This is a genomic window from Nibrella viscosa (assembly GCF_039541875.1).
In the GTDB taxonomy this organism is placed as follows: domain Bacteria; phylum Bacteroidota; class Bacteroidia; order Cytophagales; family Spirosomataceae; genus Nibrella; species Nibrella viscosa.
The window spans coordinates 137,713-161,796 of sequence record NZ_BAABHB010000001.1; the positions used below are offsets into that span (position 1 = coordinate 137,713).

Below are 24,084 nucleotides of genomic sequence, written 5' to 3' on the forward strand. Positions count from 1 at the left end.
ACCACTCAACCAATAAACCACTCAACCAATAAACCACTCAACCACTCAACCAATGACCACGCAGGAACTAGCTCAGAAGTCGGTGCAGTATCGCCGGAATATTCTAAAATACATTTATAAAGCGAAGGCCGGGCATACGGGCGGTAGCTTGTCCTGTATCGATATTCTGAATGTGCTGTACAACAACGTGCTCCGGGTCAGTCCGGAAACGTTTACGTCTCCCGGCCGCGACCGCTACATCCAAAGTAAAGGTCATACGGTAGAAGCCTTGTATGTGGTGCTGGCCGACAGGGGCTTTTTTCCGGAATCGGACCTGGAGACGCTGTGCCAATACCAGTCGCACTACATCGGTCACCCGACCCGCAAGATTACCGGTATCGAACAAAATACCGGCTCGCTGGGGCACGGACTGGCCCTGAGCGTAGGAACGGCGCTGTCGGCCAAACTGGATATGCTGGATTATCGCGTGTTTACCCTGCTGGGCGACGGCGAACTCCCCGAAGGCTCCAACTGGGAAGCGGCCCTGCTGGCATCGCATTATAAACTGGACAACCTCTGCGCCATTGTCGATAAAAACACCTTGCAGATTTCCGGACCGACCGCCGACGTGTGCAACACCGACCCTCTCGACCAGAAGTTTGAAGCCTTTGGCTGGGCCGTACGGCACGTAAATGGACATGACCTGACAGCCCTGCAGGATGCCTTCAATGCGCTTCCGTTCGCAGCGGGCAAACCAAGCCTGATCATCGCCCATACCGTAAAAGGGAAAGGCATTAGTTTCATGGAAAATCAGTTGAAGTGGCACCACGGTGTGCCCACTGCCGAGCAGTATGCGCAGGCGATGGCGGAGTTAAGTACTGCGGAATTGTATTCCGCATAGCCGTTAGGCTAAACAAAGCATCAAGTGTTAGCCTGACGGCTACACGGAATATAATTCCGTGTTACTAAACTTAACCCCTACCCCATGGGAGAGCTAATTGCTATTTCAATGAATTCAACCGCCCTGCCTGATGTGGCCCAGGCCAATCTGGATGTTTTTTCGGCTACGCTTCAGGATATAGCTGCTACCGACCGCAACCTGCTGGTGGTCACCAGCGACTCGCGGGGGTCGGGCAAGCTGGTGCCGTTCGGCCAGAAATACCCGAAACAGCTCATCGAAATTGGTATTGCCGAGCAGAACCTGGTGGGCGTAGCGGCTGGCCTGGCGTCGACGGGCAAGAACGTGTTTGCCGTATCACCGGCCTGTTTTCTGACGGCACGCTCGTTCGAGCAGATCAAAACCGACGTTTGTTACTCCAGCAATCCGGTTCGGCTAATTGGCATCAGTGCGGGCGTTAGTTACGGAGCTTTGGGCTCCACTCACCACAGCCTGCACGATTTTGCGGCCCTGCGGGCCGTGCATAACCTGACCATTGTAGCACCCGCCGATAATTTCGAGACGGAGCAGGCCATCCGGCTGGCGGCCCGGCTGGATACGCCCGTTTACATCCGCTTTGGCAAAAAGCCCATGCCGCTGCTGTCGGACGAAAACCGGGAATTTACCTTTGGCAAAGGGCGAATCATCGCCGAAGGCGACGCATTGGTGCTGGTAGCCACCGGCGAAACAGCTTATCCCGCTTTGCTGGCGGCCCGGCAATTAGAAACTACCCACGGTATCCGGGCGACGGTGATCAGCATGCATACCATCAAGCCGCTGGATTATGACCTGCTGGCGACCGTAGCGGCCAAAGGCTGCCCGATTGTTACAGTCGAAGAACATAGCGTGTATGGTGGTCTGGGCGAAGCCTGCGCGTCGTTCATGATGATGAACGGCTTCCGAAACCCGTTTAAAATTATGGGTATTCCGGATGAATATACTGTTACTGGCTCACAAATCGAGATTTTTAACCATTACGGTTTGTCTGAAGATGGTATCGCTGCACAGGCCCTGGCTTTATTGAACTAAACATCCGCGAACCGATAATACTATCCTGAACGCATGAAGCCGTTTTTCCTGATTCTGCTCACCCTCCTGGCCGGCGTCGCTATGGCGCAACTAGATATTCCTAAAACGCGGCTAATTGTCCTGACCGATATCGAAAATGAGCCCGACGATTCCCAGTCGCTGGTTCGGTTGCTGACCTATGCCAATCAACTCGACATAGAAGGCCTGGTTGCGACGACCTCCATTCACCTGCAGAAACGCGTGGCCCCAGAGACTATTCACAAGATTGTGGATGCTTACGGCAAAGTGCAGCCGAATCTGCTGAAACACGAACCGGGCTATCCGACCGCGCAGGCCCTGAAAACAGTTATCAAAAAAGGGCTTCCTGTTTACGGCATGGGCGGTGTGGGCGAAGGCCACGATTCGGAAGGGTCGGAGTGGATAGTCCGAATGTTGGAAAAACCCGACGAACGGCCCCTGTGGATATCGGTATGGGGTGGTGTGAATACGCTGGCGCAGGCGCTCTGGAAAATACAGAAGACCCGGACGCCCGGGCAGGCCGAACCGCTTTACCGCAAACTGCGGGTGTATACCATCTCCGACCAGGACGATAGCGGCCCCTGGATTCGGAAGACGTTTCCGGGCGTGTTTTATGTGGTAAGCCCCGGCTACGGCTACGAACACGCCACCTGGCGGGGTATTAATACCAACGAACCCGGCACCCAGCCCGAGTATGTCAGCGATGCCTGGCTGGCCGAAAACATTCAGCAGGGGCATGGCCCACTGGGCGCCCTGTATCCCGACGTGGCCTTTGGCATGGAAGGGGATACCCCTTCTTTTCTGGGGTTGATTCCGAACGGCCTGAACGTGCCGGAGCGCCCCGACTGGGGCGGCTGGGGTGGCCGGTATGTCCTGCAAACTCCTGCCCTGGTGGCCAGCCGGAACAAGCCCGGCAGTGCGCCGGCCGAAGATCCCGAAACGCGCCCCATCTGGACAAATTCAGCCGACTCGGTGTTGACGCCCCGAACCTTTATGGCGGCTCCCTCAACGAGTGGACCGAAGCCCAGAAAAAGCATTCAGGCCACGATCTGGCGGTGGCGCACCGAATTCCAGCATGATTTTGCGGCCCGTATGGACTGGTGTGTCAAGCCTTATAAAGAAGCCAATCACCCGCCAGTACCCCGCCTGTCGCATCCCGACAAGCTAACCGTTAAAGCCGGTGAGACATTTTACCTCCGGGCATCTGAATCAACCGACCCCGATGGTGACGCGCTAAGTTTTCGCTGGATGCAATACCCCGAAGCCGGCACGTATCAGGGCGTCATTTTGTATGAGAATTTTGTCTCGAATATCTACGAAGCCCGGCCCATTGCCCCGAAGGTAGACAAGCCCGAGACGGTTCATTTTATTCTGAAAGTGACCGATAAAGGTACCCCCACCTTAACGCGTTACAAACGAGTGATTGTCCAGGTAGTTCCGTAAGACCAAACTAACATTCCTGCCCTCATGAAATTGTTCTGTTTACGTTACCTCCTTTTGCTACTGGCGATGATGCCGGTAATCAGTCAGGGACAGGCTACCGGCCCAAAGCTGCGGGTGCTGGTCCTGACCGATATTGAAAATGAGCCTGACGATGCCCAGTCGCTGGTGCGGTTTCTGACCTATTGCAACCAGTGGGATGTGGAAGGCCTGATTGCCACCACCTCGGTTCACCAGCAGAACCGGGTGGCGCCCGAACGGATTCGGCGCATTGTGGAAGCCTATGGGAAAGTTCGCAACAACTTACTGCTGCACGAAAAAGGCTATCCGGAAACAGAATACCTGGTCAGCCGCATCAAGCCGTCTGTGCCTAAATACGGCATGAACGCCGTTGGGCCGGGCAACGATTCGGAAGGGTCGGAGCACATCATTGCCGTGGTGGACAAGAAAGACGACCGGCCCGTCTGGATTCCGGTCTGGGGGGGGGCCAACTGCCTGGCGCAGGCGCTCTGGAAAGTACGCCAGACTCGCTCACCCGAGGAGGTTGATAAATTTGTGGCCAAAATCCGGGTTTACACCATCTCCGACCAGGACGATACCGGTCCGTGGCTCCGCAAGACGTTTCCGAGCCTGTTTTACATCGTCAGTCCCGGTTTTCACAACCGGGGTGGCTACCACTACTCGACCTGGCGGGGCATCAGTGGCGACAGCTTTACGCGCGGTTTCGACGGAGCCGATTCCAATCTGGTCAGTAATGCCTGGCTGGACCAGAACATTCGTCGGAACCACGGGCCGCTGGGGGCCGAACACCCACATACCGAGTACATTATGGAGGGCGATACGCCCAGTTTTTTCTTCCTGATCAGCAACGGCCTGAACGATCCCGAACATCCGAACTACGGGGGCTGGGGTGGGCGGTACGAACTGTATACCCCCCGCACCCGCAAGTGGTTTCTGGAACCCGAAACCCGCCCCATCTGGACGGATACCGAAGATGAAGTGCTGGGTATCGATGGGGCCTGGCACAACAGTAACAAGGCCACCATCTGGCGGTGGCGGCAGGCCTACCAGCATGATTTTGCCGCCCGCATGGACTGGTGTATCAAACCGTACAAAGAAGCCAACCACCCGCCCGTGGCTAAACTGGGGCACGCTAATCAGCTACAGGCGAAAAGTGGGGAGAATGTAGTGCTGAGTGCCGAAGGCTCCACCGACCCCGACGGCAACGAGCTGACGTACGAATGGATTTGCTACGGAGAAGTGGGTACGTACGAAGGCAGCCGGCCGCTGACGATCGCCAGCAAAAACAGCCTTAAGGCCTCTTTTAAGGCACCGAAGGTCGATAAGCCCGAAACCATCCATTTTATTCTGGCGGTAACCGACAAAGGCATACCGGCCCTGACCCGTTACCAGCGGGTAATCCTGACGGTGTACCCGGAAAAGAACCTCTAATGGCTCAATGCACATGAAAAAACAGGCATTGCTTATGGCTGGGTGGTTACTGGTCCTGCTCACGCTGGGGCGTTGTACGTCGAAACAGGATGCGGGCGCGCCGAAAAAGGTAGCCGTTATTGTCTCCACACTTAACAACCCCTGGTTTGTGGTGCTGGCGCAAACAGCGGCTGAGGAGGCCAGAGCGCTCGGCTACGAAGCCAAAATCTTTGATTCGCAGAATAATACCTCCCTGGAGGCCGACCATTTCGAAAATACCATCGTGTCGGGCTTCGACGCCATTCTGCTGAACCCCACCGATTCGGACGGCTCCATCGTGAATGTTATGAAAGCGAAGGAAGCGGGAATTCCGGTGTTTTGCATGGACCGCGAGGTCAATTCCTCGAAGGTGGCGACCTCCCAGATACTGTCGGATAACTACTCCGGCTGCGTGGCTTTGGGAGTACACTTTGTGCAGTCGCTGAACAAAAAAGGAAATTACGTGGAACTCCTGGGGCTGGTCGGCGACAACAATACCTGGAACCGCTCAAAAGGCTTTCACAGCGTTGTTGACCGCTACCCAAGCCTGAAGATGGTGGCCCGGCAAAGCGCCGACTTCGACCGCAACAAGGCACTGGAAGTCCTCGAATCCATCCTTCAGGCGCATCCGGACATCGACGCTGTATTCTGCGGCAACGATGCCATGGCGATGGGTGCATACCAGGCCCTGGTCGCGGCCGGCAAAGCAAATGAGGTAGCTGTGTACGGCTTCGACGGAGCCGATGACGTGATGAACTCAATTCGCGACCACAAAATTAAAGCAACGGGCCTGCAATCTCCGCAAACGATGGCCAAAACTGCCGCCCAATACGCCGATGCGTACTTCAAGGGCAAACGGGATTTTGCTCAGCGGGTGCCGGTGGCCGTTGAACTGGTGACGCAGCAGACGATTTCCGACTACGAAACCCCGGCAAAGCCATGAACAAAACGGTAAAGTACCTCATCGGATTTGGGCTGCTGGGGCTGATCGCCTACAACTCCGTTTACTTCAAACGGCTGGACGAGGTAAAAGCCGCCGGCACGGCCGGAGCCGGAAAAGCGGGCAAAGCAGCATTTGCGGCTGCTCCCTATGCCGAAACCTTCTGGACCACCAAACTCCTGCCGGCTGCCCCAAACTCCGCCACCGACCTGGCTACGCTCTTATCCCTCCTGAAAACGGACAAAGAAAAAGCCTTCAGCACCTATTCGCAGGCGCTGGGAATCGGCAACATCCGTTATTTTCTGGTCAAAGGCGAGGGTGCCGTCACGGCTGTTGGACCAAATGAGGTTACGGTATCATTGCCTTCCGGGGAGACCGTTCACCTGGCTACTGAGTATATCTTTGGCAATGCGGTACGGGATGCCTCCGGCCTCATCAAAATCACCGAGTTCGACAACACCGCCGACCTCAATAGCGTCTCGGCCGAGATCAACGACATCATCCGGAAAACGGTCATTCCGCCCTTAAAGGCCAATGCCACCCCCGGCAAAAAACTGGCGTTCATCGGAGCCATAGAACTTAACCGGGCGCATCTGCATCTGGAGACGTTAAACCTGATACCGATTGTGGCTCAACGAGTGAAAGAGTGAATGAGCGGTCAAGACACTCATTCACTCATTCACTCTTTCGCTCCTTCACTTTTTCACTCATGCTAACCGTCGAGAAAATAACCAAACGATTCGCGGGCGTTACGGCCCTGGATGGGGTATGCCTGGGATTCGGGGCCGGTAAGGTCACCGCCGTGATTGGTGAAAATGGCGCGGGCAAATCCACGCTGATGAAAATCCTGTCGGGGGTGTATACCGATTATGAAGGACAGATTTTCTTCAGGGGGCGACCGGTCCGGTTCGGATCCATTCGCGAAGCGCAGGCCTGCGGCATCGCCATCATTCATCAGGAACTGGCCCTGATTCCGTACCTGAGCATTACCGAAAACATTTTTCTGGGCCGCGAGCTGACCACCCGCTGGGGCACCCTCGACCGGAAAGCCATGCGCCGGCGGACCCGCCAACTCCTCGACGACTTAACGATGCCCCTTGACCCTGATACCCGCGTTGCCGGGCTGAAAGTAGGTCAGCAGCAGGTCATCGAAATTGCCAAAGCGCTGTTGGAAGAGTCGGAGGTCATTATCATGGATGAACCTACCTCCGCCATCAGTGACAGCGAAGTGGCTGTGCTCTTCCGGATTATCAGTGATTTGCGGAACAAAGGAAAAGCCATTGTGTACATCTCTCACAAACTGGACGAACTGTTCACCATCGCCGACCACTATGTGGTGCTGCGCGATGGTAAGTCTATCGAATCGGGTGCAATGCAGGGGGTAGACCACGACAGTCTCATCCGCAAAATGGTTGGCCGTGATATCCAGATGAACCACCGGCAATCGGCCGGGGCTGCGTATCCGCCGTTACTCAGGGTAGAAAATCTGTGCCTGACCCACCCTGTCCGGAAGGAAGAATTACAACTCGATAATCTGTCCTTTACAGTTGGACGCGGTGAGATAGTTGGGCTATTCGGGCTGATGGGCGCGGGCCGGACCGAACTACTGGAAACGCTGTTTGGTCTGCATCCGAAACGCAGCAGCGGTACTGTACAACTGGATGGACAGATGGTACCGTTAAAAGCTCCCATCGAATCCATCCGGGCCGGGCTGGCGCTGGTACCCGAAGACCGCAAGCGCGACGGCCTGGTGCTGGGCATGGACGTACAGACAAACATCAGCCTGACCGCCCTGTCCTCCATTGAACAGGGTGGGTTGCTGAGCCGGTCGAAGGAATCGGCACTGGCGAAAAAATACATCCAGCATTTACGCATCAAAACCCCTTCAGCAAAACAGACAGCGAAGAACCTGAGCGGGGGGAATCAGCAGAAAATCGTGCTGTCGAAATGGCTCGCAACCGGACCGAAGCTGCTGATGCTCGATGAGCCCACTCGCGGTATCGACGTAAACGCCAAAAATGAAATCTATAAACTCATAGCGCAACTGGCCACCGACGGTATGGGTCTGCTGGTCGTATCCTCCGAAATGCCGGAGCTGCTGGCCATCGCCGACCGCATCCTGGTCATGAGCGAAGGCATACTGACGGCCGAACTGAGCGCTGCCGATGCCACCGAAGCTAGTATATTGAAAGCAGCAATCCTAAAGAGTGAAAGAGCGAAAGAGTGAAAGAGCGGTTTTCGACACTCTTTCACTCTTTTACTCTTTTACTTTTAATCTATATGCAACTAACCCTCCAACCTTACCGGCCCGCTCTGATGCGCTTTCAGTCGCTGATTGCGCTATTCGTACTTTGTCTGGCCCTTAGTGTCATGTCCGATAAATTTCTGACCGTAGCCAACTTCTGGAACGTGTTGCGGCAGATTTCGGTCAACGTCTGTATCTCGACCGGCATGACGCTCGTTGTGCTGACTGCCGGTATTGACCTGTCGGTCGGTTCGGTGCTGGCCCTGGCGGGAGCCATTACGGCGGGGCTGCTGCGGAACGGCATTCCCGTACCCAGCGCTAACCTGTACGTAGGCTTTACCCTTTTAGGCGCAATAGTAGCCGGCTTGCTGACGGGTTCGATACTGGGCTGGTTCAACGGCTGGGCCATTACCCGCTTCAATTTACCTCCGTTTGTGGCCACGCTGGCCATGCTCACCATTGCCAGGGGATTGACCATGCTTTGGACGGAAGGATTCCCGATTACGGGGCTGGGCGAGTCGTTTACCTACCTCGGCACCGGCTGGCTGCTGGGCATTCCCGTGCCGGTCTGGATATCGGCGGTGATCGTTGCCGTGGCGGTGTTGCTCACCAGCAAAACCCGCTTTGGGCGTTATATCTACGCCATTGGCGGCAGCGAAAGCGCGGCCCGGCTGTCGGGCGTCAATATTACCCGGACAAAGATGCTGGTATATACCATCTCCGGAGCGCTGGCTGCGGTGGGCGGCCTGCTGGTTACCTCCCGGCTGGACTCGGCCCAGCCCAATGCGGGTATCAGCTATGAGCTGGATTCCATTGCGGCTGTGGTCATTGGTGGCACCTCGCTGTCGGGCGGACGGGGCAGCATTCTGGGTACGGTGCAGGGGGCCATTATCATCGGCGTCCTGAACAACGGGCTGGTGCTGCTTAACGTATCGCCGTTCTGGCAGCAGGTGGTCAAAGGCATTGTGATCCTGCTGGCCGTTATCATTGATAAATCAAACGCAAAAAGTGAGTCATAGGGCATGAAGCAGCCTTTTATTCTGGCTATCGACCAGGGCACCAGCAGTACCAAGACCCTTATTTTTGATGCCGGCGGGCAGGTCGTAGCGCGGACCTCGGAACCCCTCAAAACTCATTATTACGGTGACGGTTACGTTGAACAGGACCCGGAAGCGATATACCAGAACGTACTGACCTCAGTCGGCAAGTGCCTGGATGCGTTTACGGCGGAAGGCGGAAACCTTAGCGATATCTTGACCTGTGGCATCTCCAATCAGCGCGAAACGTTCATTATCTGGGACGCGGACGGAAAGCCGCTGTACAATGCCGTCGTGTGGCAATGCAAACGCTCCATCAGCATCTGCGAACGACTCAAAGCCGGGGGGCTGGAGCCCCCCGTGCGGGCGAAAACCGGTCTGTTCATCGACCCGTATTTTTCGGGCACTAAATTGATGTGGCTGGCCGAAAACGTCCACGCTGTGCGGGAGGCTATCCACGACGGCAACGCGTATTTTGGCACCGTAGATACCTGGCTGCTCTACAAATTCACCAACGGAGCCGAATACGCAACCGATTACACCAATGCCTCGCGCACCCTGTTTTTCAACCTGCAAACGCTCCGTTGGGATGAGGAATTGCTGGCTCTTTTTGGGTTGTCCGGTCTGAATCTTCCTCAGCCGAAACCCTCATCGGCCCACTTTGGCACCTCTCAGTTCAACGGGCTGTTCGACCACCTCGTCCCTATTACCGCCATGATCGGCGACTCCCACGCGGCTGCGTTTGGCGAAGGCTGTTTTGAACCCGGCACGGCCAAAGCGACACTGGGCACGGGGTGTTCCATCCTGATGAACATTGGTCCGGACCCGAAAGAATCGGGACACGGCCTAATATCAACCATCTGCTGGAGTACCGAAGACCGAACTGACTACGCCCTGGAAGGGGTCATTGTGACCTGCGGAGCTACAATGGAATGGCTGAAGAATGAACTGGGTTTATTCCAGAACAGCCGGGATACCGAAGCGATGGCTCTGGCGGTGCCGGATAACGGGGGCGTATATCTGATACCAGCCTTTAGCGGGCTGGGTGCCCCGCACTGGCAAATGGACCGGAAGGCTTCAATTTCCGGTCTTACCTTCGGCACTACCAAAAATCACCTCGTCCGGGCAGCTTTGGAGTCCATTCCGTTCCAACTCAAAGACGTCCTGGTAGCAATGGAGCAGGATACGGGCATACCCCTGGCCGAACTGATGGTGAACGGAGGCCTTACCTCAAACCGGTTTGTCCTCCAACTGATAGCCGATCTGCTGGGTACGCCGGTTATCAACAAAGACATGCCGGATGTCTCGGCGAAAGGAGCAGCCTACCTCGCCGGCTTGAAAGCGGGCATTTTTACCGATCTGGCGCATGTAAGCCGTTTAGAAACCCAAAAATCCGTCGTCAGTCCGAATCCTGACAACGCGCTGATTACCGAATCATACGCCGGCTGGCAGTCGGCTATTGCGAAGGGTAGCCTGTAGCAACGCTAATCCGCCAAACGCTACGGTAAACGCACCGAATTACGCTGACCGGGTACTACCTGGATGGAGGAATACATTGATAAATACGCGCAGGTGTATCCCCACATTGAAGATCAGTACAAAGGCACCGCCAACTGGCCGGCTTACCAACGCTACTCAAAATGCAGGCTAACGTAGGTACAGCTGCCGGACGCAGGAGGGTGAAGGGTATGTGCAGCCTGTGACTCCATGAAGATAACATCACCGGTTTTCGCCTGATAAACCTGTCCGTTTAACTGAACCTGAGCCGTATTGTCCAGCAGTATCATTACTTCAGCTGCCGGGTGGGTGTGTGGTGGCTGGTTGGTTATGCCCGGAGATAGTGTTGTCACGCACAGGGTGAGACGGCGGCACATGACAGTGGCACAATCCATCATCCGGCGACTGCCGCCCTGCCCGTCCTGTTCATACGGCGCGTGCTGATAATCGACCCAGAAGGATTGCCCCATCAGGCGATATAGGTCCAGATCCGGCACTTCGTTGGACATGAACCGGATGAAGTAATAGGTGAGGGGCTGTTTAGATGTGTTGGCTAACCGGAATGGATCGCCGGGCATAATCAGAACGGCGCTACCGGCTCCCAATAGTTTCTGTTTCGACCCGAGAGTCAGGTTCAACTCACCTGATTTCACCAGAACAATTACCTCTTCATCCAGTTCCTGCGCCGACTGCGGGGAGGAATGGGGCTGAACGGTGATGGCCTGAATGGTTAAATCAGCCATGACGCTGGTTGAGCCATGCAACAGGGTGCGTTCCTCATAGCCGGCCTGTTTAGTTACGGGCGAGTGCTGCCAGGAATAGACTGCCGAGGCAAGAGCCTGCGAAAAGGCCGGTGAGGTAAAGCAGACTACTACCCAGAAAGGAAGCAGAAATTTCATGATGACTCGTACGATTAAACCAGCCTCAGCGTTGAGTCGGTTTGCACTGGAAGGCTGAACCAGTGCTGAGGCTGACGTATGGTAAAGCGCTTTAGCAACCAGAGTTACTTACGTTAAGCAGGTTGTCAATTACCAAATGCAGGAAAACAAAGAAATTACCGGCACGGTGCTTAATCAATACCACCGTCAAGGAACCTGATATACCTGATATAGCGGTGTACGCTAAACGACTCTGTTTCGCAGCACACCGATGCCTTCAATTTCCAGTTCCACTACATCGCCGGGTTCCAGCGGACGGTGTACGCTGAAGTTATTTTCGATAAGACTACCCCAGCCAACGGTGCCGGAACCCAGAATATCACCCGGCATCAGGCTTACGCCGTTCTCCGACGCTCGTTCAATCATCTGACCGAAGTTGTAAAAGGCCGTTTTGTAATTGCCTTCGCAAACCGTCACGCCGTTGATGCGGGTCTGCATCGTCAGGTCAAATCGGTCTTTAGGCCCGCAGGGGAAGCGCAGCGGATCGGGGAAGTCTGCTTCGGAGATGGTACAGCGATACGGTTCCATTTCGTCGGCGGTGACGATGCAGGGACCTATGGCATTAGCGAAGTCCTTGCCTTTATGCGGCCCCAGCGGTACCTCCATCTCCCGTTTTTGAATGGCTCGTGCCGTCCAGTCATTAAAAATGGTGTACCCGAAAATGTACGGCCCAGACTCTTCGGCCTTAATATCGCTTCCCTTCTTACCAATAATACAGGCAAATTCCAGCTCAATGTCCAGTTTGGTTTCTTTGGCGGGCCTACGGATGTCGTCGTCGGGACCATAGATGGCCTGGTGATTGGTGAAATAGAAAATCGGCATCTCATACCAGGCTGGGCCGATGGTATGCCCGAACGATCTGGACGCATTGAGCATATGCATCTCAAAACCGATATAATCACGGAAACTGCGGGGATTGGGTAAGGGGGCCAGCAGTTTGACCTCCGACAAAGCGTAATGAGGAGTCACCTCGCCCAGCTCCCGAATGAGTTGGACATACGCTTCGTGGTTGTCAATGAACGAGAGCATATCTGTGGGTAGCCGGTCACTGGCCAGACGCATATCTACTACCTGATTGCCCAACAGCCAACCGATCCGGCTTTCCTGACTTTTATTTAAAAAGGTTACGAGTTTCATGGTTTCTCCGGAGATGGGTTTTTTGAGTGGTGGCGACAGGTAGCCTTAAATAGGGGCTGTCAGGGCCATTAAGGTTTTGCCCATGACGGCACCCACATGGGCGCCTTCGGGGAGCGGCTGCCCGTTAAACTCCATGAGTTCCCATTTGCCAAGGGTCTCCGAGGCTTCTACCACCATCATGCAGCGGTCGAGCCGGCGTTTCATGTACTGCTCAAAAAGAGCTTCGACGGGCTCATCCTTTTGCAGCAATTCGGCCAGGACTACAGCATCTTCCAGGGCCAGAGCTGCCCCCGAACCCAGCTGAGGTATGGTCGCATGTGCAGCGTCGCCCAGCACCACCACCCGATTTTTATACCAGGGCGACGGCATTTTCAGCGTTTCGAGCGGCCGGTAATTCACCAGTTTTGGGTCAGTGATCTGGTCAATGACATCCTGTACCAGGTTGGCGGGGTATTCGCTCAGGTATGCTTTCAGCTTATCGACCAACATATCATCGGGAATTTGCGGCTTCTCGCCCTCGGCCGTAACCACAAACATATACATCGAATCGGCCGTCATCGGAATCAGCCCTACCCGGCTTTTCTTACCAAAGAACATATAGCCGGTGTCTAACGCTGCCGGGCGTTTGAACGGATATCGCCAGACCGAGAGGCCTACATAGTTGGGCGTGTATTCACCAAAGACGAGCTTTCGCACTTTTGAATTGATGCCGTCGGCCGTGATCAGAACATCATACCGGCCAGTAGACCCATCTGTAAAATGGACATCGACCCCATCCGGCCTATTATCAATAGTGTCGACGGTGAGCCCCATGCGGAAGCGAACACCGACTTTAACGGCTTCTGCGTATAGCACTTCGTGCAGGATACGCCGGGATATCCCATTATGGCTGGGGAAGCGGCCCATGGGCGGGACCCCGGTTTCGCCAAACGGGAAACCTGTCGGCGTACAAAGTTTCACCATTCCGTAGGGAGAGCCCCGGCGCATGGCTTCGTCGGCCACACCGATGGCATCCAGCGCCCGTAAGGCATTAGCCATCTGAATGATACCGACTCCGTATACACTAAACGCCTGCTGAATTTCAGCAATCTCGGCATTAATGCCGGCCTTTTTGAGCGCAATGGCTACCGACTGTCCGCCGATGCCACCGCCAACAATCAGTACGTTCTTTATGGGTCTAGGTGACTGGTTCATTAGTTGATTAGTTAATTGGTTTATGGGTTGAGTGGTTCATTGGTTGGCTGAGAAGTGATGTCCCTGGGATCTAATCAACCAGTTAACCAACGAACCACTCAACCAATCACCTATAGTGTTGTACAAAAGGTGGGTTCTCGAAGAACGGTCCAATTAATGCCCGCCATTCCTTGAAAAGCTCAGACTCGCGAAAGCCGACAGTATGGTCTTCCAGCGTTTCCCAGTAGATGAGCAGAACGTACCTGTTCGGCTGTTCAATGCACGTTTTTACCTCAATACGGATGAAGCCTTTTGCCTTTGAAATGACACCTTTTGCCTGTTCGAGAGCTTGCAGAAAGTCTTCATTGGTCAGTGGTTTAATGTCGATGGTTGCTAGTTCGAGTATCATAATGATTGGGGATTGGGGATTTCGGATTGGGGATTTGATGACTCCGGAGGTAAATCCCCAATCCGAAATCCGAAATTATAATATGGCTACAGCCCGGGTCCAGCCGGCACTGGCTTTTTCAATCTTGGCCGGGAAACAGGCGACTTTAAAGCCGAAAGGCGGTAGCTGGTCAAGGTTCGCCAGTTTTTCAATCTGACAGTACTCTTTTTCGATGCCCACGTAATGGGCCTGCCAGATAATGCCATCGCGGGGGTTCGCTTTGTAATGGGCTGCCTGAATGTGCAGCGGAATATCCCAGCCCCAGCCATCGGTTCCCATCACTTTGATGCCCTGGTCGATGAGCCAGTGGGTGGCTTTAGCCGAAGCCCCGACGTGAATCCGTACATACTCCTCGTTATGAATGCGCTTGTCGGCGTCGCAGCGGATCAGCACAATGTCGAGCGGTTTCAGGGTATAGCCGATGGCATCCAGCTTTTCCTGCAGATCTTCCGGCTCGAACATATAGCCATCGGGTTTATCGGTAAAATCCAGCACCACGCCATCGCTGAAGAACCATTCCAGCGGCAACTCGTCGATGGTGCGGGCGGGCTTGCCTTCACTGGTCGGGAAATAGTGGTAGGGGGCGTCTACGTGCGTACCGCAGTGACTGGTTACGGTCAGAAATTCGCCGGCCGGCCCATTGCCGTCGATGAACACCTCTCCCTGAATGCCTTCAAAGAGTTTACCACCCATTTTCTTCGCCCCTTCCTTATGGTCTTCGTAGACAATTTTGGTGGGCAGCGGCTCTTTTATTTTCTCGGATATGGTTACCGACAGGTCTATGATCTTCATGTTGGTTCATTGGTTCATTAGTTCATTGGTTGAGTGGTTCATTGGTTAACTGGTTAATTAGTTTGGCGGCCAGCGATTAACCAATCAACTATTGAACCAATTAACTACTCAACCAAGCAATCGCCCGCCATCAACGGTGATGATATTTCCCGTTGAGAAGGTCAGCGAAGAGGCCAGGGCAAAGACGGCGTTGGCGACATCTTCGCCGGTAGCAAACCGGCCGAGGGGGGTATTGTCCCGTTGACTTTTCAGGTAAGTGGGATCAAAGTTTTTGGTGTACTCACCTTCCACAAAACCGGGCGATACCGAGACCACCCGGATGGCCGGGGCCAGCGCCCTCGCCAGCGAACGGGTCATCGAATCCAGGGCGGCTTTGGAGGCACAATAGGCCACGTTGCTGCCGATGCCGTAAATAGCCGCAATGGATGAGATGTTGACCACGAGCGAAGGCGTGTTTGTTAGTTCGGCCGCTTTTTCCAGCAGGGAGCGGGTAGCCCGCATCATGGCAAAACTCCCCCGGAAGTTGGTCTGCATGATTTTGTCAATCCACTCGTCGGTCAGACCGTCCAGATCACCGTGCGGTACGGGCGTAGTGATACCGGCATTGTTCACCAGCACATCCAGCCGACCGTACGTTTCTGTTACCAACTGCGTTAAGCGATTCACCGCGGCTGCATCGGTAGAGGGTGCCTGAATAATGCGGTGTTTGCTACTCCCTAACTCCGCCAGCAGCGTTTCGGCTTTAGCCTGGTTTGAATTGTAAGTGGCAATCACCGAATAACCATTTTCGGCAAACTTCTTACAGATAGCTGAGCCAATCTCCCCCGCGCCACCCGTCACAAGGGCAGCTTTGGGATTTATGATTTCGGATTTCGGATGTTGGGCGTCCATACAATGACAGGGGATTTGGGATTTATGATTTTGGATTTATGACGGTTCGTCGTTGCGATTAGGGCTTTTTTTTAAATCCGAAATTAAAAATCCCCAATCCCAAATCCCTTATGTTTTCTTACGCGCAGGTCGGCTTGCTCCTTGTGTCCCCAGAAGTTCTCGATGGCGCACAGCCGGGAGCAATACTCACCAATCATCGCACTGGCTTCGGGTGTGCGGATTTCCTGGTAGGTACAGGTCTTCAGGAATTTACCCACCCACAAACCTCCGGTGTACCGGGCAGCTTCTTTAGTTGGCAAGGTATGGTTAGTGCCGATAACCTTATCGCCATAGGCCACGTTGGTTTTGTCGCCCAGGAACAAGCCGCCGTAATTGGTCATCTGCTCCAGGAAGTAGCGTGGGTTTTCGGTCATTACCTGCACATGTTCGCTGGCGATGCGGTCGGCTTCGGCCACCAGTTCATCCACGGTATCGCACAGAATCACCTGGCCATAATCCCGCCAGGAAACACCGGCTATATCGGCCGTTGGCAGTACGGCCAGTTGACGCTGGATTTCGGCTTCGATACCCTCCGCAATGGTCCGGCTGGTGGTGAGCAGAATGGCCGGTGAGGTAGGTCCGTGTTCGGCCTGGCCGAGCAGGTCGGTAGCGCAGGTTTCTACGTCCGTGGTATCGTCGGCAATGACCAGGGTTTCGGTTGGACCGGCAAACAGGTCGATACCCACTTTGCCGAACAACTGGCGTTTGGCTTCGGCTACGTACGCGTTACCGGGCCCTACGAGCATGTCTATGGGTGCCACGGTTTCGGTTCCCAGCGCCATCATGGCAATGGCCTGCACACCTCCAAGCAGGTAAATCTCATCGGCACCCGCCATGTGCATGGCGGCCACGGTAGCCGCCGGAATCTCGCCTTTGATGGGCGGGGTGCAGGCAATCACCCGTTTTACACCGGCTACCCGGGCGGTTAATACACTCATGTGCGCCGAAGCCACCATAGGGTAGCGCCCCCCCGGCACATAACAGCCTACCGAATTAACCGGAATGTTCTTATGGCCAAGGATAACGCCCGGCAGGGTTTCCACCTCCACATCGCGAATGGCGTCGCGCTGAATCCGGGCAAAGTTGCGAATCTGAGTCTGCGCAAACCGAATGTCGTCAATAACCTGCTCCGGCAGGGAGGCCACAATATCCTGAATCTGGCTCTCCGACAGCAGGAAACGCTCCGGCGACCAGTTATCCAGTTTGGCCGAATATTCCCGGACAGCTTCGTCGCCCCGGGCTGCTACCTGCTCCAGCATCTCCTCGACCAACGCCCTGACGTTAGCGTCGGCTTCCTTGCTCTCGGCGTAGGTAATGCCTTTCTTGATTTGCTTTATCATATCAACTTCTCCGCTACCCAGTCGTACATGTTAAACGTTTTGGTGAAATCATCGACGGAGCAATGGGCTGAGCCACTTGACTCTTTCGGCACAATTTCCAGCACGTGTTCGCAGGTGAGGGCCGCGTTTATCTTATAGGCATTTTCTACAAAGTTCTGGCGGTCGTCTTCCCCGTGTAAGATATAGGTTGGGCAGGTTATTTTTTCGGCTACCCCGTCGAGTGTAAAGTTTTTTAATCGCTCCCGGGCATCCGCCATATTGTCGGCCCCTACAATATGTTGCACAATTTCGGCCAGGGGGTGATTGTCGGGGCGATTTTTCCAGATGTCGTAATACGACCACACCGCGCCAAAAATCATACAGACTTTAAACCGAGGTTCAAAAGCGGCACAACGCGCGGCCATATATCCACCCATGGAAACGGCTCCGATGCCAACGCGGGAGGTATCGACATGATCGCCCAGGTTCTCGATGATATAGTCTAAAACGGCACTACCCGGCACGTTATAGTCGTAGCGGGTATGAATGTGGTTTAGCCGGAGAGCGGCACCCTGTCCCGGTCCATCCACGGCCATCATGGCGATGCCGCGTTCGTTGAGGTGTTGGGCAATGCCGAAGTATAATTCCTCCGCCAGACTATCCAGACCGCCAAACATGACCATAACGGGGGGCGGTCCGGCGGTCCGGTTTCTTACTCCGACCGGCTTGAACAGATAGGCCGGCAGGGACGACATAGACGCCGGCCCGGCCTCAAACGGAATATCCATCGTTACCGGCCGTTCGTCGAACAAATCAATCGCTTTCAGGAAAGCATCCCGGCATTTAAGGTAATATGGAATCTTCCGGTCGTCGTGCAGCGTCATAAAAAACTCGGCCGTGCGCAGGTAGTTGAACGCCCGCAGATACGTCCGACGGGCCGAAACCCGTTTACCCGCTGCGGCATAGCTATCGGCTAAGTCGTAGACGTTGTCGCCCATTTTAGCCCAGGCTTTATTAAAACTTTCGCGGTCGAGCGGGTCGATTTCACTCGCCACCTCCAGGATTTCTGCAAATTCACCACCACCGTAGTGTGCCTGCGTTAAGGCTCTGTTTATCTGATACGAGGGCATATACTGCCCTGGGAAATAATGCCACATGGGGTTGGTTAATTGGTTGATTAGTTAATTGGTTCAATAGTTAATTGGGTTGATACCGGTTAGGCTTTTTCGCGTCTAAAAACCAGTGAACTAATGAACCAATTAACCAATCAACTATTCAACAATGGGTTATCAAAACTTTACGGAACTGGAGGTTTATAAAGAATGTCGGCAATTTCGAATGGGCGTGTCTGCTCTGGTCAAATCGTGTTTTCCACCGGACGAAAAATTCAGACTATCCGACCAGATTATAAGGAGTTCGAGAAGCATTACTGCAAACATTGCCGAAGGCCACGGTCGGCATTACTACAAGGAGAATATCCAGTTTTGCCGAACTTCCCGTGCCTCGCTTTCCGAAACCCTTGAACACCTCATTACTGCTTTCGACGAAAAATACATCTCGAACGAGCAACTCCTCGACTACAAAGCTAAGGTTGACCTCTGCGGCCGCCTGTTAAACGGCTACATCACCTTTCTGAAAAAGCAGCAAAAACCCCGGGAGGAGGGTGGTTGAATGGTTGAGTAGTTGATTGGTTAATTAGTTGATTAGTTCAATGGTTCATTGGTGACTACTCCCAGCGAACCAACAAACCAATTAACCAATGAACCAATCAACTAAACATCCACCGGCTTAACCACTCCATCCGTCAGTCCCAATTTCTTGCCTTTGCCCATTTCGGCGAAGGGGTTGGCACTGCCCCAGGCATCGTTCGGGTTGTCTTTCAGATAGTGGACATCCAGGTGGTCGGGACCAAAAACGAGCCGGGCGCAGGCATAATACTCAAACAGTATTCCGCTACCAGGGTCCATGATATAGATAAAGAAGCCCTCGTCGGCCTTGTGGCGCGTAGGCGCTCCCATGACGCTCTTGTAGCCTTTCTCGATGAAGTAATCCAGGGCCAGCAATACCTCTTCCCGGCTATCGACGTTCCAGCAGATATGGTTCAGCACGGCCTCGTTTTCGCCGATGTTTGGGTCTGTGAAGACGGCGATGTCGTGCGACAGATTACCGATTGTCCACAGGCCACCGATAGGGGGCATGTCGTCGGTCATCCGGATTTCGTCCGGGTTCTTCAGCCCCAGTTCTTTCCAGAACGCCTTCTCGGCAGCATACTTGCCTTTGGCGACCATATAGGTCACGTGGTCGATGCGCCGGGGGTTGGCTCCTTTCAGGCGATTACTGGCGTAGCGGTCGGCGTATACGCTGCCCCGTTCGCCTTCTTCGCGCAGCCAGACCACGTCCCAGAACACCTCATGCATATGGCCGTCGGGTGACTGGAAGCGATACGCTTTGCCGTGGCCCAGGTCACCCTCGACCCAGCCTCTGCCGGCGCCCATGCTTTCCAGGTAAGCAACGCACTCGTCCATCGCTTCCGGACTGTCGGCCCGCCAGCCGATATGCCCTAAACCCGATCTTTCGCTTTGGGTTAATTTCAGGGTATGATGGTAGTAGTCGCCCCAGGCCCGGAGGTATACCGAATCGTTTTCCCGGCCGGTTTCATCCATACCAACCACATCTCTGAAGAACTCAACGGATTTATCGAGGTTGGAGGTTAACACCTCTACGTGCGCTAAATGCGAAAAGTAATGAGGGTTCTTTGCCATGTGACGTACAATTATTTGACTATTTTATAGTGCAAAACTAATGCGACTTTAGGCCTTATTTCAGGCGAAAGGCGGCAGGAACTATGCAAAATCCGGCAATTTTGCGGGAGAAGGAAACAAAAAACGCAGCCAGATCGCGATGCCCTATCGCGGCACTTAAGATAAGTTTTGTTTATAAGCTATTGGATTTGTGCTATTTGTACAGGGTTAAGTGGTCCATTCGGGCAGCTTCAGGCTTTCAAATAGCCGGACACAGGTGCGTAGGCCATTTAGCTTCCAGAGCATACCTGTTGATACGCCTGGCCTGAAGACATTGCCTGCGTGGGAAACAGAAAGTCCGTGACGGTCCTGCGGTGAGGGGCCTGTTCGCCCTGAATGGTCGGGCGGAAATCTTCAATGCGGTTGATGTGAAATACCTATTATCCCTAGTGGGAACATAATCAGGTACGAGAGTCAGGGAATCTTTAAAGTATCCCTTTTTTATCAAATACAGCTTTCACTTCTGGTTCTTCGGACGTAGTTCAATCTTCGTTGATAAAACTCTGCTGCTAATCGTCGGCGCTTAATACTGTGTCGTAAAGGACTACGTCCTGACTTTTAGTAAACATGGTAGGCTATGTTTATAATTTAAACTGTTGTCAGAGGGTTCCGTTGGCTAAAGCCACCAGCGACCGACAAAAAGTCCCAGAGGGACTTCCCACATATTGCCGCATTAGCCAACGGAGCTATGAAATTCTTCAGCCAACCGAATCCGGAGTAAAGCCATATTTCTCGGCCAGCCGCTCTGCCTCCTCGTAGTAGGTGGTGTGCTGGTGGTGCTGCTCCTGTCGCTGAATGTAAGACCGCACCTGCTCCGCGTGAGACTCGCTGACCGATACGGCAAAGTAATCATCCTGCCAGGCCAGTTTTTGGTGTCGCTCCAGGCCGCTCCTGTTGTTGAACCAGTGAGCCGACTCGCCTTTGATCGATTGCATAATGTCGGCAATGCATTGGGTGGGCCCAAGACTGATGAGGCAGTGCAGATGGTCGACGTAGCCGTTTATTTCGAGTAGACGAATTGATTTTTTGCGGGTTTCTTCCAAGATGTGTTCGCAGAGTTTGTTTTTGTGCCCGATAGAAAGCATCGGTTCCCGATTTTTTGTGGAGAAAACCGCATGAACCAGGATTCTGACATACGACATAGGCTTATCTTCTAATCCGTCAGCTAAAGCAGACGGCAACTGGGGAAGACCTTTCGGGCTGAAAATAGTCCCCGCGGGACTTTACATCCATTGCCGTCTGCTTTAGCTGACGGCTACTCCATGGGCTAAATCATTGAGTCAATAAAAGCAATCCCTTCGGCTGTCAGGCCGTATTTTTTGCGCATTTTTTTGTTTTACCACTCCCCGTCCAAAGGCTAATGCTTTATCGTAGCGTTGAACCGGACCGTTCAACGTTTATTCTCATCGATAAGGTAATTGATGCCCTCTTCTGCGGGAGCAATACGTCAAATCGTCCCCGTAGATGTATCGATCTGCAGAGTTTCTTTCGGGTAATCCAATACGTTGATAATCTGGTAAACTAACTGAACGATGTTGTTGGCACTCAGATTCGTTTCGTAGTAGAGAGCTGTGCCAGGGATTTGCACGGCCTTTCTTAGTAGACTTTCGTCGGTAGTGAAATAGGGCCGTTTTTTGCCCACCAGTGTCGTAAGAATTTCCAGGTTGTCGGGGTGCTTCTGGGCGATGAGCTGAACAAAAGTTTTTAATAAATTTGCCCAATTTGATACAGTGTATTCATCACGATCAAATCGAAAGGCAGTTGGCTTGCTGTACTCGAAAGACAAAAATTTAGTCTCCGCTGTTGGCGAGGCTGGCGCAGCGTCGACAACTTTTAGTGTGGCTTTTGGGGCCTTGACCGGTTTTGCTGAAGAAGGAATCAACGGTAACGAAGCGTTACCGGAAATATCTTTTAAAAACTGAATGACTACCGGTGCTTCCGGTTTGTAGCCGCTTAGTTTTTCAACGACTTCAGCTACTACTTCGGTTAATTGTTCATCGCCTTCAGCCAAAAGTTTGCGCCACGCTCTGGGCAGGGTTTGCTCAATTACTTCCTTTCGCTGCCGACTGGAATAAACGCTCTCTGCATTCGATATGGCCTGACCACTAACCACGGCTGTTTTGGCCAGGAAAGACACCAGTTTTTCGGCAATATCAGCCGATGCCTGACTTTGCATGTCAATCGTGTAGAAACGCCGTTGCTCCCAACTCCCCTCGTGCAACGGCAGGTAAAACCACCAAATGGTGCCATTTGTGAGAATCGCCAGCTTTACCCCATGCTTGAAGGCATACTGGAGTAATTGCTCCTGATGTTTATCTAAGTCTTCTCCGAGTTTTTTGACTTCAACAAAGACCTTGTTACGGTTATCAACACGCAGCGAATAGTCGACTCGGCCGTTCTGAACGCTGAATTCTGGATATACTTCCTGTACGTCGAATGGATTCCAGCCCAGCTTTTGAAACACTGGCAGAATAAATCCTTGTTTGGTGGCCTCTTCGCTTTGCTGCGGTAGCGAACCCGTTATTTTTTTTGTTTCGATGTAGCTTTGTAGATCGGCCTGCATATTGTTGGTTTAGAGCCAATGAACAGTCGGAAAATCAAAGATAATAATAGTTAAATCGATTGCCTGTTTTGTCCTAAAAACAGCTGCTTGTTTCTAAAGCAAATACAGTTATCAGGCTTTCCCCTTCACACCATAACTCAGGGCGACCAGCAGCAACAACACGGTTAAGAAGCCGAAAGCGGTAGGCAGGGAGAAATGCTGGGCGATAAAACCCAGTAAGGCCGGGCCGGCCAGTAGACCCGTGTACCCAATGGTTGTAATGGCCGGGATACTCACCGTCGGCGCAATGCCGGGAAGCCGGCCCGCTTCACTGAAAAATATGGGTACGATATTGGCGGCCCCTAACCCCAGCAGCACAAAGCCGGCCATAGCGCCCCATACCCAGGGACTCAGGATGGCGATGAGCAGGCCAACGGCCCCCAGCAGGCTGCCGGCCACCACCACCGTTTTGCCGTTCAGACGAGCCACCAGTTTGTCGCCGGTCAATCGCATTAAAGCCATGGCAACGGAAAAGGCGGCATAACCCGCCCCCGCAAATTCCGGCGTAATGGCTTTGATGTCCCGCAGAAAGATAGCACTCCAGTCGAGAATGGCCCCTTCGGCCAGGAAAATGGCAAAACACATCGCGCCTAAGAACAAGACCGGGCCGCTCAGCCAGCCGAAGCGCTGCTTATCCGTTGCCGACTGCGTATCGGGAGCCGAGAATCGGGCAATCGCCCGGCGTTCTATCGCTACTGGAAATAAGTTGTTGAATTGGGTCAGGGTAATGACAATCATCAGCCCGGCAATACTGACAATGGCAAAGACCGGGTTCAGGCCCAGCTTAATCAGAAAGCCCAGGCCCAGCGAACCGAACAGCCCCCCCACGCTAAAGAGGCCATGTAACGACGACATGATGGGTTTTCCGGACAGGTTCTGCACCTGTACGCCATGCGCATTCATGGCTACGTCGATCGTGCCTATGCCGGCACCAAAGATAAACAGGGTTACGGCCATAGCCGCCACGGAAGGAAGAATCAGCAGGAGCGGCAGCGCAAGCGCCATGACCAACCCCGCACCCGCCATGACAATGCGGCTACCGAAACGGCTCACCAGCCAACCCGAGGTCGGCATCATCAGCATGGCTCCGGCACCCAGCAGTAGTAGTAACAGGCCCAGGTTGGCGTCGTTCAGCGCTAAGCGGTCTTTCGCCAGGGGAATCATCGGTGCCCAGCTCGACATACCCAGGCCACAAACCAGAAAAATCAACCGGGTTGCCAGGTTGGCCTTTGACACGTCTCCTGCTGGTAGTATGGCTTCCATAGCGCAAATAAGCCAAAAATTTACAAGCAGACCATCTGGCCGGCATCATTGCGAATAAACAGACCGGTTCCCGGGCATCTGCGCCCCAT

At 53.8% G+C, this 24,084-nt stretch carries 22 protein-coding genes; 10 read left to right on the forward strand and 12 right to left on the reverse strand.

The window, feature by feature from the left end; all coding sequences use genetic code 11:
* Positions 1 to 52 precede the first annotated feature (52 nt).
* The 9 genes from ABD931_RS00585 to ABD931_RS00625 all read left to right on the forward strand — a co-directional run bounded on the left by ABD931_RS00585 (position 53) and on the right by ABD931_RS00625 (position 10,574).
* Entirely contained in the window at positions 53 to 880 is an 828-nt protein-coding gene (locus tag ABD931_RS00585) for a transketolase (protein WP_345262860.1), read from the forward strand.
* An 84-nt stretch (positions 881 to 964) separates the two neighbouring features.
* Positions 965 to 1,945, forward strand: coding sequence for a transketolase family protein (locus tag ABD931_RS00590; RefSeq protein ID WP_345262862.1), 981 nt, complete (start codon positions 965 to 967; stop codon positions 1,943 to 1,945).
* Between the two features lie 33 nt (positions 1,946 to 1,978).
* A complete protein-coding gene (locus ABD931_RS00595) occupies positions 1,979 to 3,406 on the forward strand; it encodes a DUF1593 domain-containing protein (protein ID WP_345262864.1) in 1,428 nt (475 codons plus the stop codon).
* 24 nt (positions 3,407 to 3,430) lie between these two features.
* Positions 3,431 to 4,855, forward strand: coding sequence for a DUF1593 domain-containing protein (locus tag ABD931_RS00600; RefSeq protein WP_345262866.1), 1,425 nt, complete (start codon positions 3,431 to 3,433; stop codon positions 4,853 to 4,855).
* A gap of 34 nt (positions 4,856 to 4,889) precedes the next feature.
* A complete protein-coding gene (locus ABD931_RS00605; RefSeq protein WP_345262868.1) occupies positions 4,890 to 5,816 on the forward strand; it encodes a D-ribose ABC transporter substrate-binding protein in 927 nt (308 codons plus the stop codon).
* Positions 5,813 to 6,463: a DUF2291 domain-containing protein gene (locus ABD931_RS00610; RefSeq protein ID WP_345262870.1), complete on the forward strand. Its 651-nt coding sequence runs from the start codon at positions 5,813 to 5,815 to the stop codon at positions 6,461 to 6,463. Before ABD931_RS00605 ends, ABD931_RS00610 begins: the two co-directional genes overlap by 4 nt.
* Positions 6,464 to 6,522: 59 nt before the next feature.
* Positions 6,523 to 8,040, forward strand: a complete 1,518-nt coding sequence (locus ABD931_RS00615; RefSeq protein ID WP_345262872.1) for a sugar ABC transporter ATP-binding protein — start codon at positions 6,523 to 6,525, stop codon at positions 8,038 to 8,040.
* A gap of 53 nt (positions 8,041 to 8,093) precedes the next feature.
* On the forward strand, positions 8,094 to 9,077 hold the full coding sequence (locus ABD931_RS00620) for an ABC transporter permease (RefSeq protein WP_345262874.1): 984 nt from the start codon (positions 8,094 to 8,096) through the stop codon (positions 9,075 to 9,077).
* A 3-nt stretch (positions 9,078 to 9,080) separates the two neighbouring features.
* Positions 9,081 to 10,574 (forward strand): FGGY family carbohydrate kinase, encoded by a 1,494-nt coding sequence (locus ABD931_RS00625; protein ID WP_345262876.1) that lies wholly within the window; start codon positions 9,081 to 9,083, stop codon positions 10,572 to 10,574.
* A 152-nt stretch (positions 10,575 to 10,726) separates the two neighbouring features.
* On the opposite strand, the gene ABD931_RS00630 is transcribed toward ABD931_RS00625, so the two are convergent.
* The 8 genes from ABD931_RS00630 to ABD931_RS00665 form a co-directional block, all read right to left on the reverse strand.
* Positions 10,727 to 11,491, reverse strand: coding sequence for a cupin domain-containing protein (locus ABD931_RS00630; RefSeq protein WP_345262878.1), 765 nt, complete (start codon positions 11,489 to 11,491; stop codon positions 10,727 to 10,729).
* A 222-nt stretch (positions 11,492 to 11,713) separates the two neighbouring features.
* On the reverse strand, positions 11,714 to 12,667 hold the full coding sequence (locus ABD931_RS00635) for a fumarylacetoacetate hydrolase family protein (RefSeq protein WP_345262880.1): 954 nt from the start codon (positions 12,665 to 12,667) through the stop codon (positions 11,714 to 11,716).
* 45 nt (positions 12,668 to 12,712) lie between these two features.
* A complete protein-coding gene (locus ABD931_RS00640; RefSeq protein WP_345262882.1) occupies positions 12,713 to 13,861 on the reverse strand; it encodes an FAD-dependent monooxygenase in 1,149 nt (382 codons plus the stop codon).
* Between the two features lie 106 nt (positions 13,862 to 13,967).
* A complete protein-coding gene (locus tag ABD931_RS00645) occupies positions 13,968 to 14,249 on the reverse strand; it encodes an antibiotic biosynthesis monooxygenase family protein (protein ID WP_345262885.1) in 282 nt (93 codons plus the stop codon).
* 75 nt (positions 14,250 to 14,324) lie between these two features.
* Positions 14,325 to 15,080, reverse strand: coding sequence for a cyclase family protein (locus ABD931_RS00650; RefSeq protein WP_345262887.1), 756 nt, complete (start codon positions 15,078 to 15,080; stop codon positions 14,325 to 14,327).
* A gap of 108 nt (positions 15,081 to 15,188) precedes the next feature.
* Positions 15,189 to 15,971: an SDR family NAD(P)-dependent oxidoreductase gene (locus ABD931_RS00655; protein WP_345262889.1), complete on the reverse strand. Its 783-nt coding sequence runs from the start codon at positions 15,969 to 15,971 to the stop codon at positions 15,189 to 15,191.
* Positions 15,972 to 16,054: 83 nt separating this feature from the next.
* Entirely contained in the window at positions 16,055 to 17,350 is a 1,296-nt protein-coding gene (gene hisD / locus ABD931_RS00660; protein ID WP_345262891.1) for a histidinol dehydrogenase, read from the reverse strand.
* A complete protein-coding gene (locus tag ABD931_RS00665) occupies positions 17,347 to 18,486 on the reverse strand; it encodes an alpha/beta hydrolase family protein (RefSeq protein WP_345262893.1) in 1,140 nt (379 codons plus the stop codon). Before ABD931_RS00665 ends, hisD begins: the two co-directional genes overlap by 4 nt.
* Positions 18,487 to 18,610: 124 nt before the next feature.
* Here ABD931_RS00665 and ABD931_RS00670 point away from each other — a divergent pair, with 124 nt between their 5' ends.
* Positions 18,611 to 19,000 (forward strand): four helix bundle protein, encoded by a 390-nt coding sequence (locus ABD931_RS00670; RefSeq protein WP_345262895.1) that lies wholly within the window; start codon positions 18,611 to 18,613, stop codon positions 18,998 to 19,000.
* Positions 19,001 to 19,101: 101 nt separating this feature from the next.
* Here the strand turns inward: ABD931_RS00670 and ABD931_RS00675 are convergent, their stop codons facing one another.
* The 4 genes from ABD931_RS00675 to ABD931_RS00690 form a co-directional block, all read right to left on the reverse strand.
* Positions 19,102 to 20,091: a VOC family protein gene (locus tag ABD931_RS00675; protein WP_345262897.1), complete on the reverse strand. Its 990-nt coding sequence runs from the start codon at positions 20,089 to 20,091 to the stop codon at positions 19,102 to 19,104.
* A 737-nt stretch (positions 20,092 to 20,828) separates the two neighbouring features.
* Positions 20,829 to 21,272, reverse strand: coding sequence for an IS200/IS605 family transposase (gene tnpA, locus ABD931_RS00680; protein WP_345262899.1), 444 nt, complete (start codon positions 21,270 to 21,272; stop codon positions 20,829 to 20,831).
* 305 nt (positions 21,273 to 21,577) lie between these two features.
* The gene (locus ABD931_RS00685; RefSeq protein ID WP_345262901.1) at positions 21,578 to 22,693 is read right to left on the reverse strand and encodes a type I restriction endonuclease; all 1,116 of its coding nucleotides are present in this window, start codon (positions 22,691 to 22,693) and stop codon (positions 21,578 to 21,580) included.
* Positions 22,694 to 22,804: 111 nt separating this feature from the next.
* Complete coding sequence (locus ABD931_RS00690; protein ID WP_345262903.1) at positions 22,805 to 23,995, reverse strand: MFS transporter; 1,191 nt, start codon at positions 23,993 to 23,995, stop codon at positions 22,805 to 22,807.
* Positions 23,996 to 24,084: the final 89 nt, after the last annotated feature.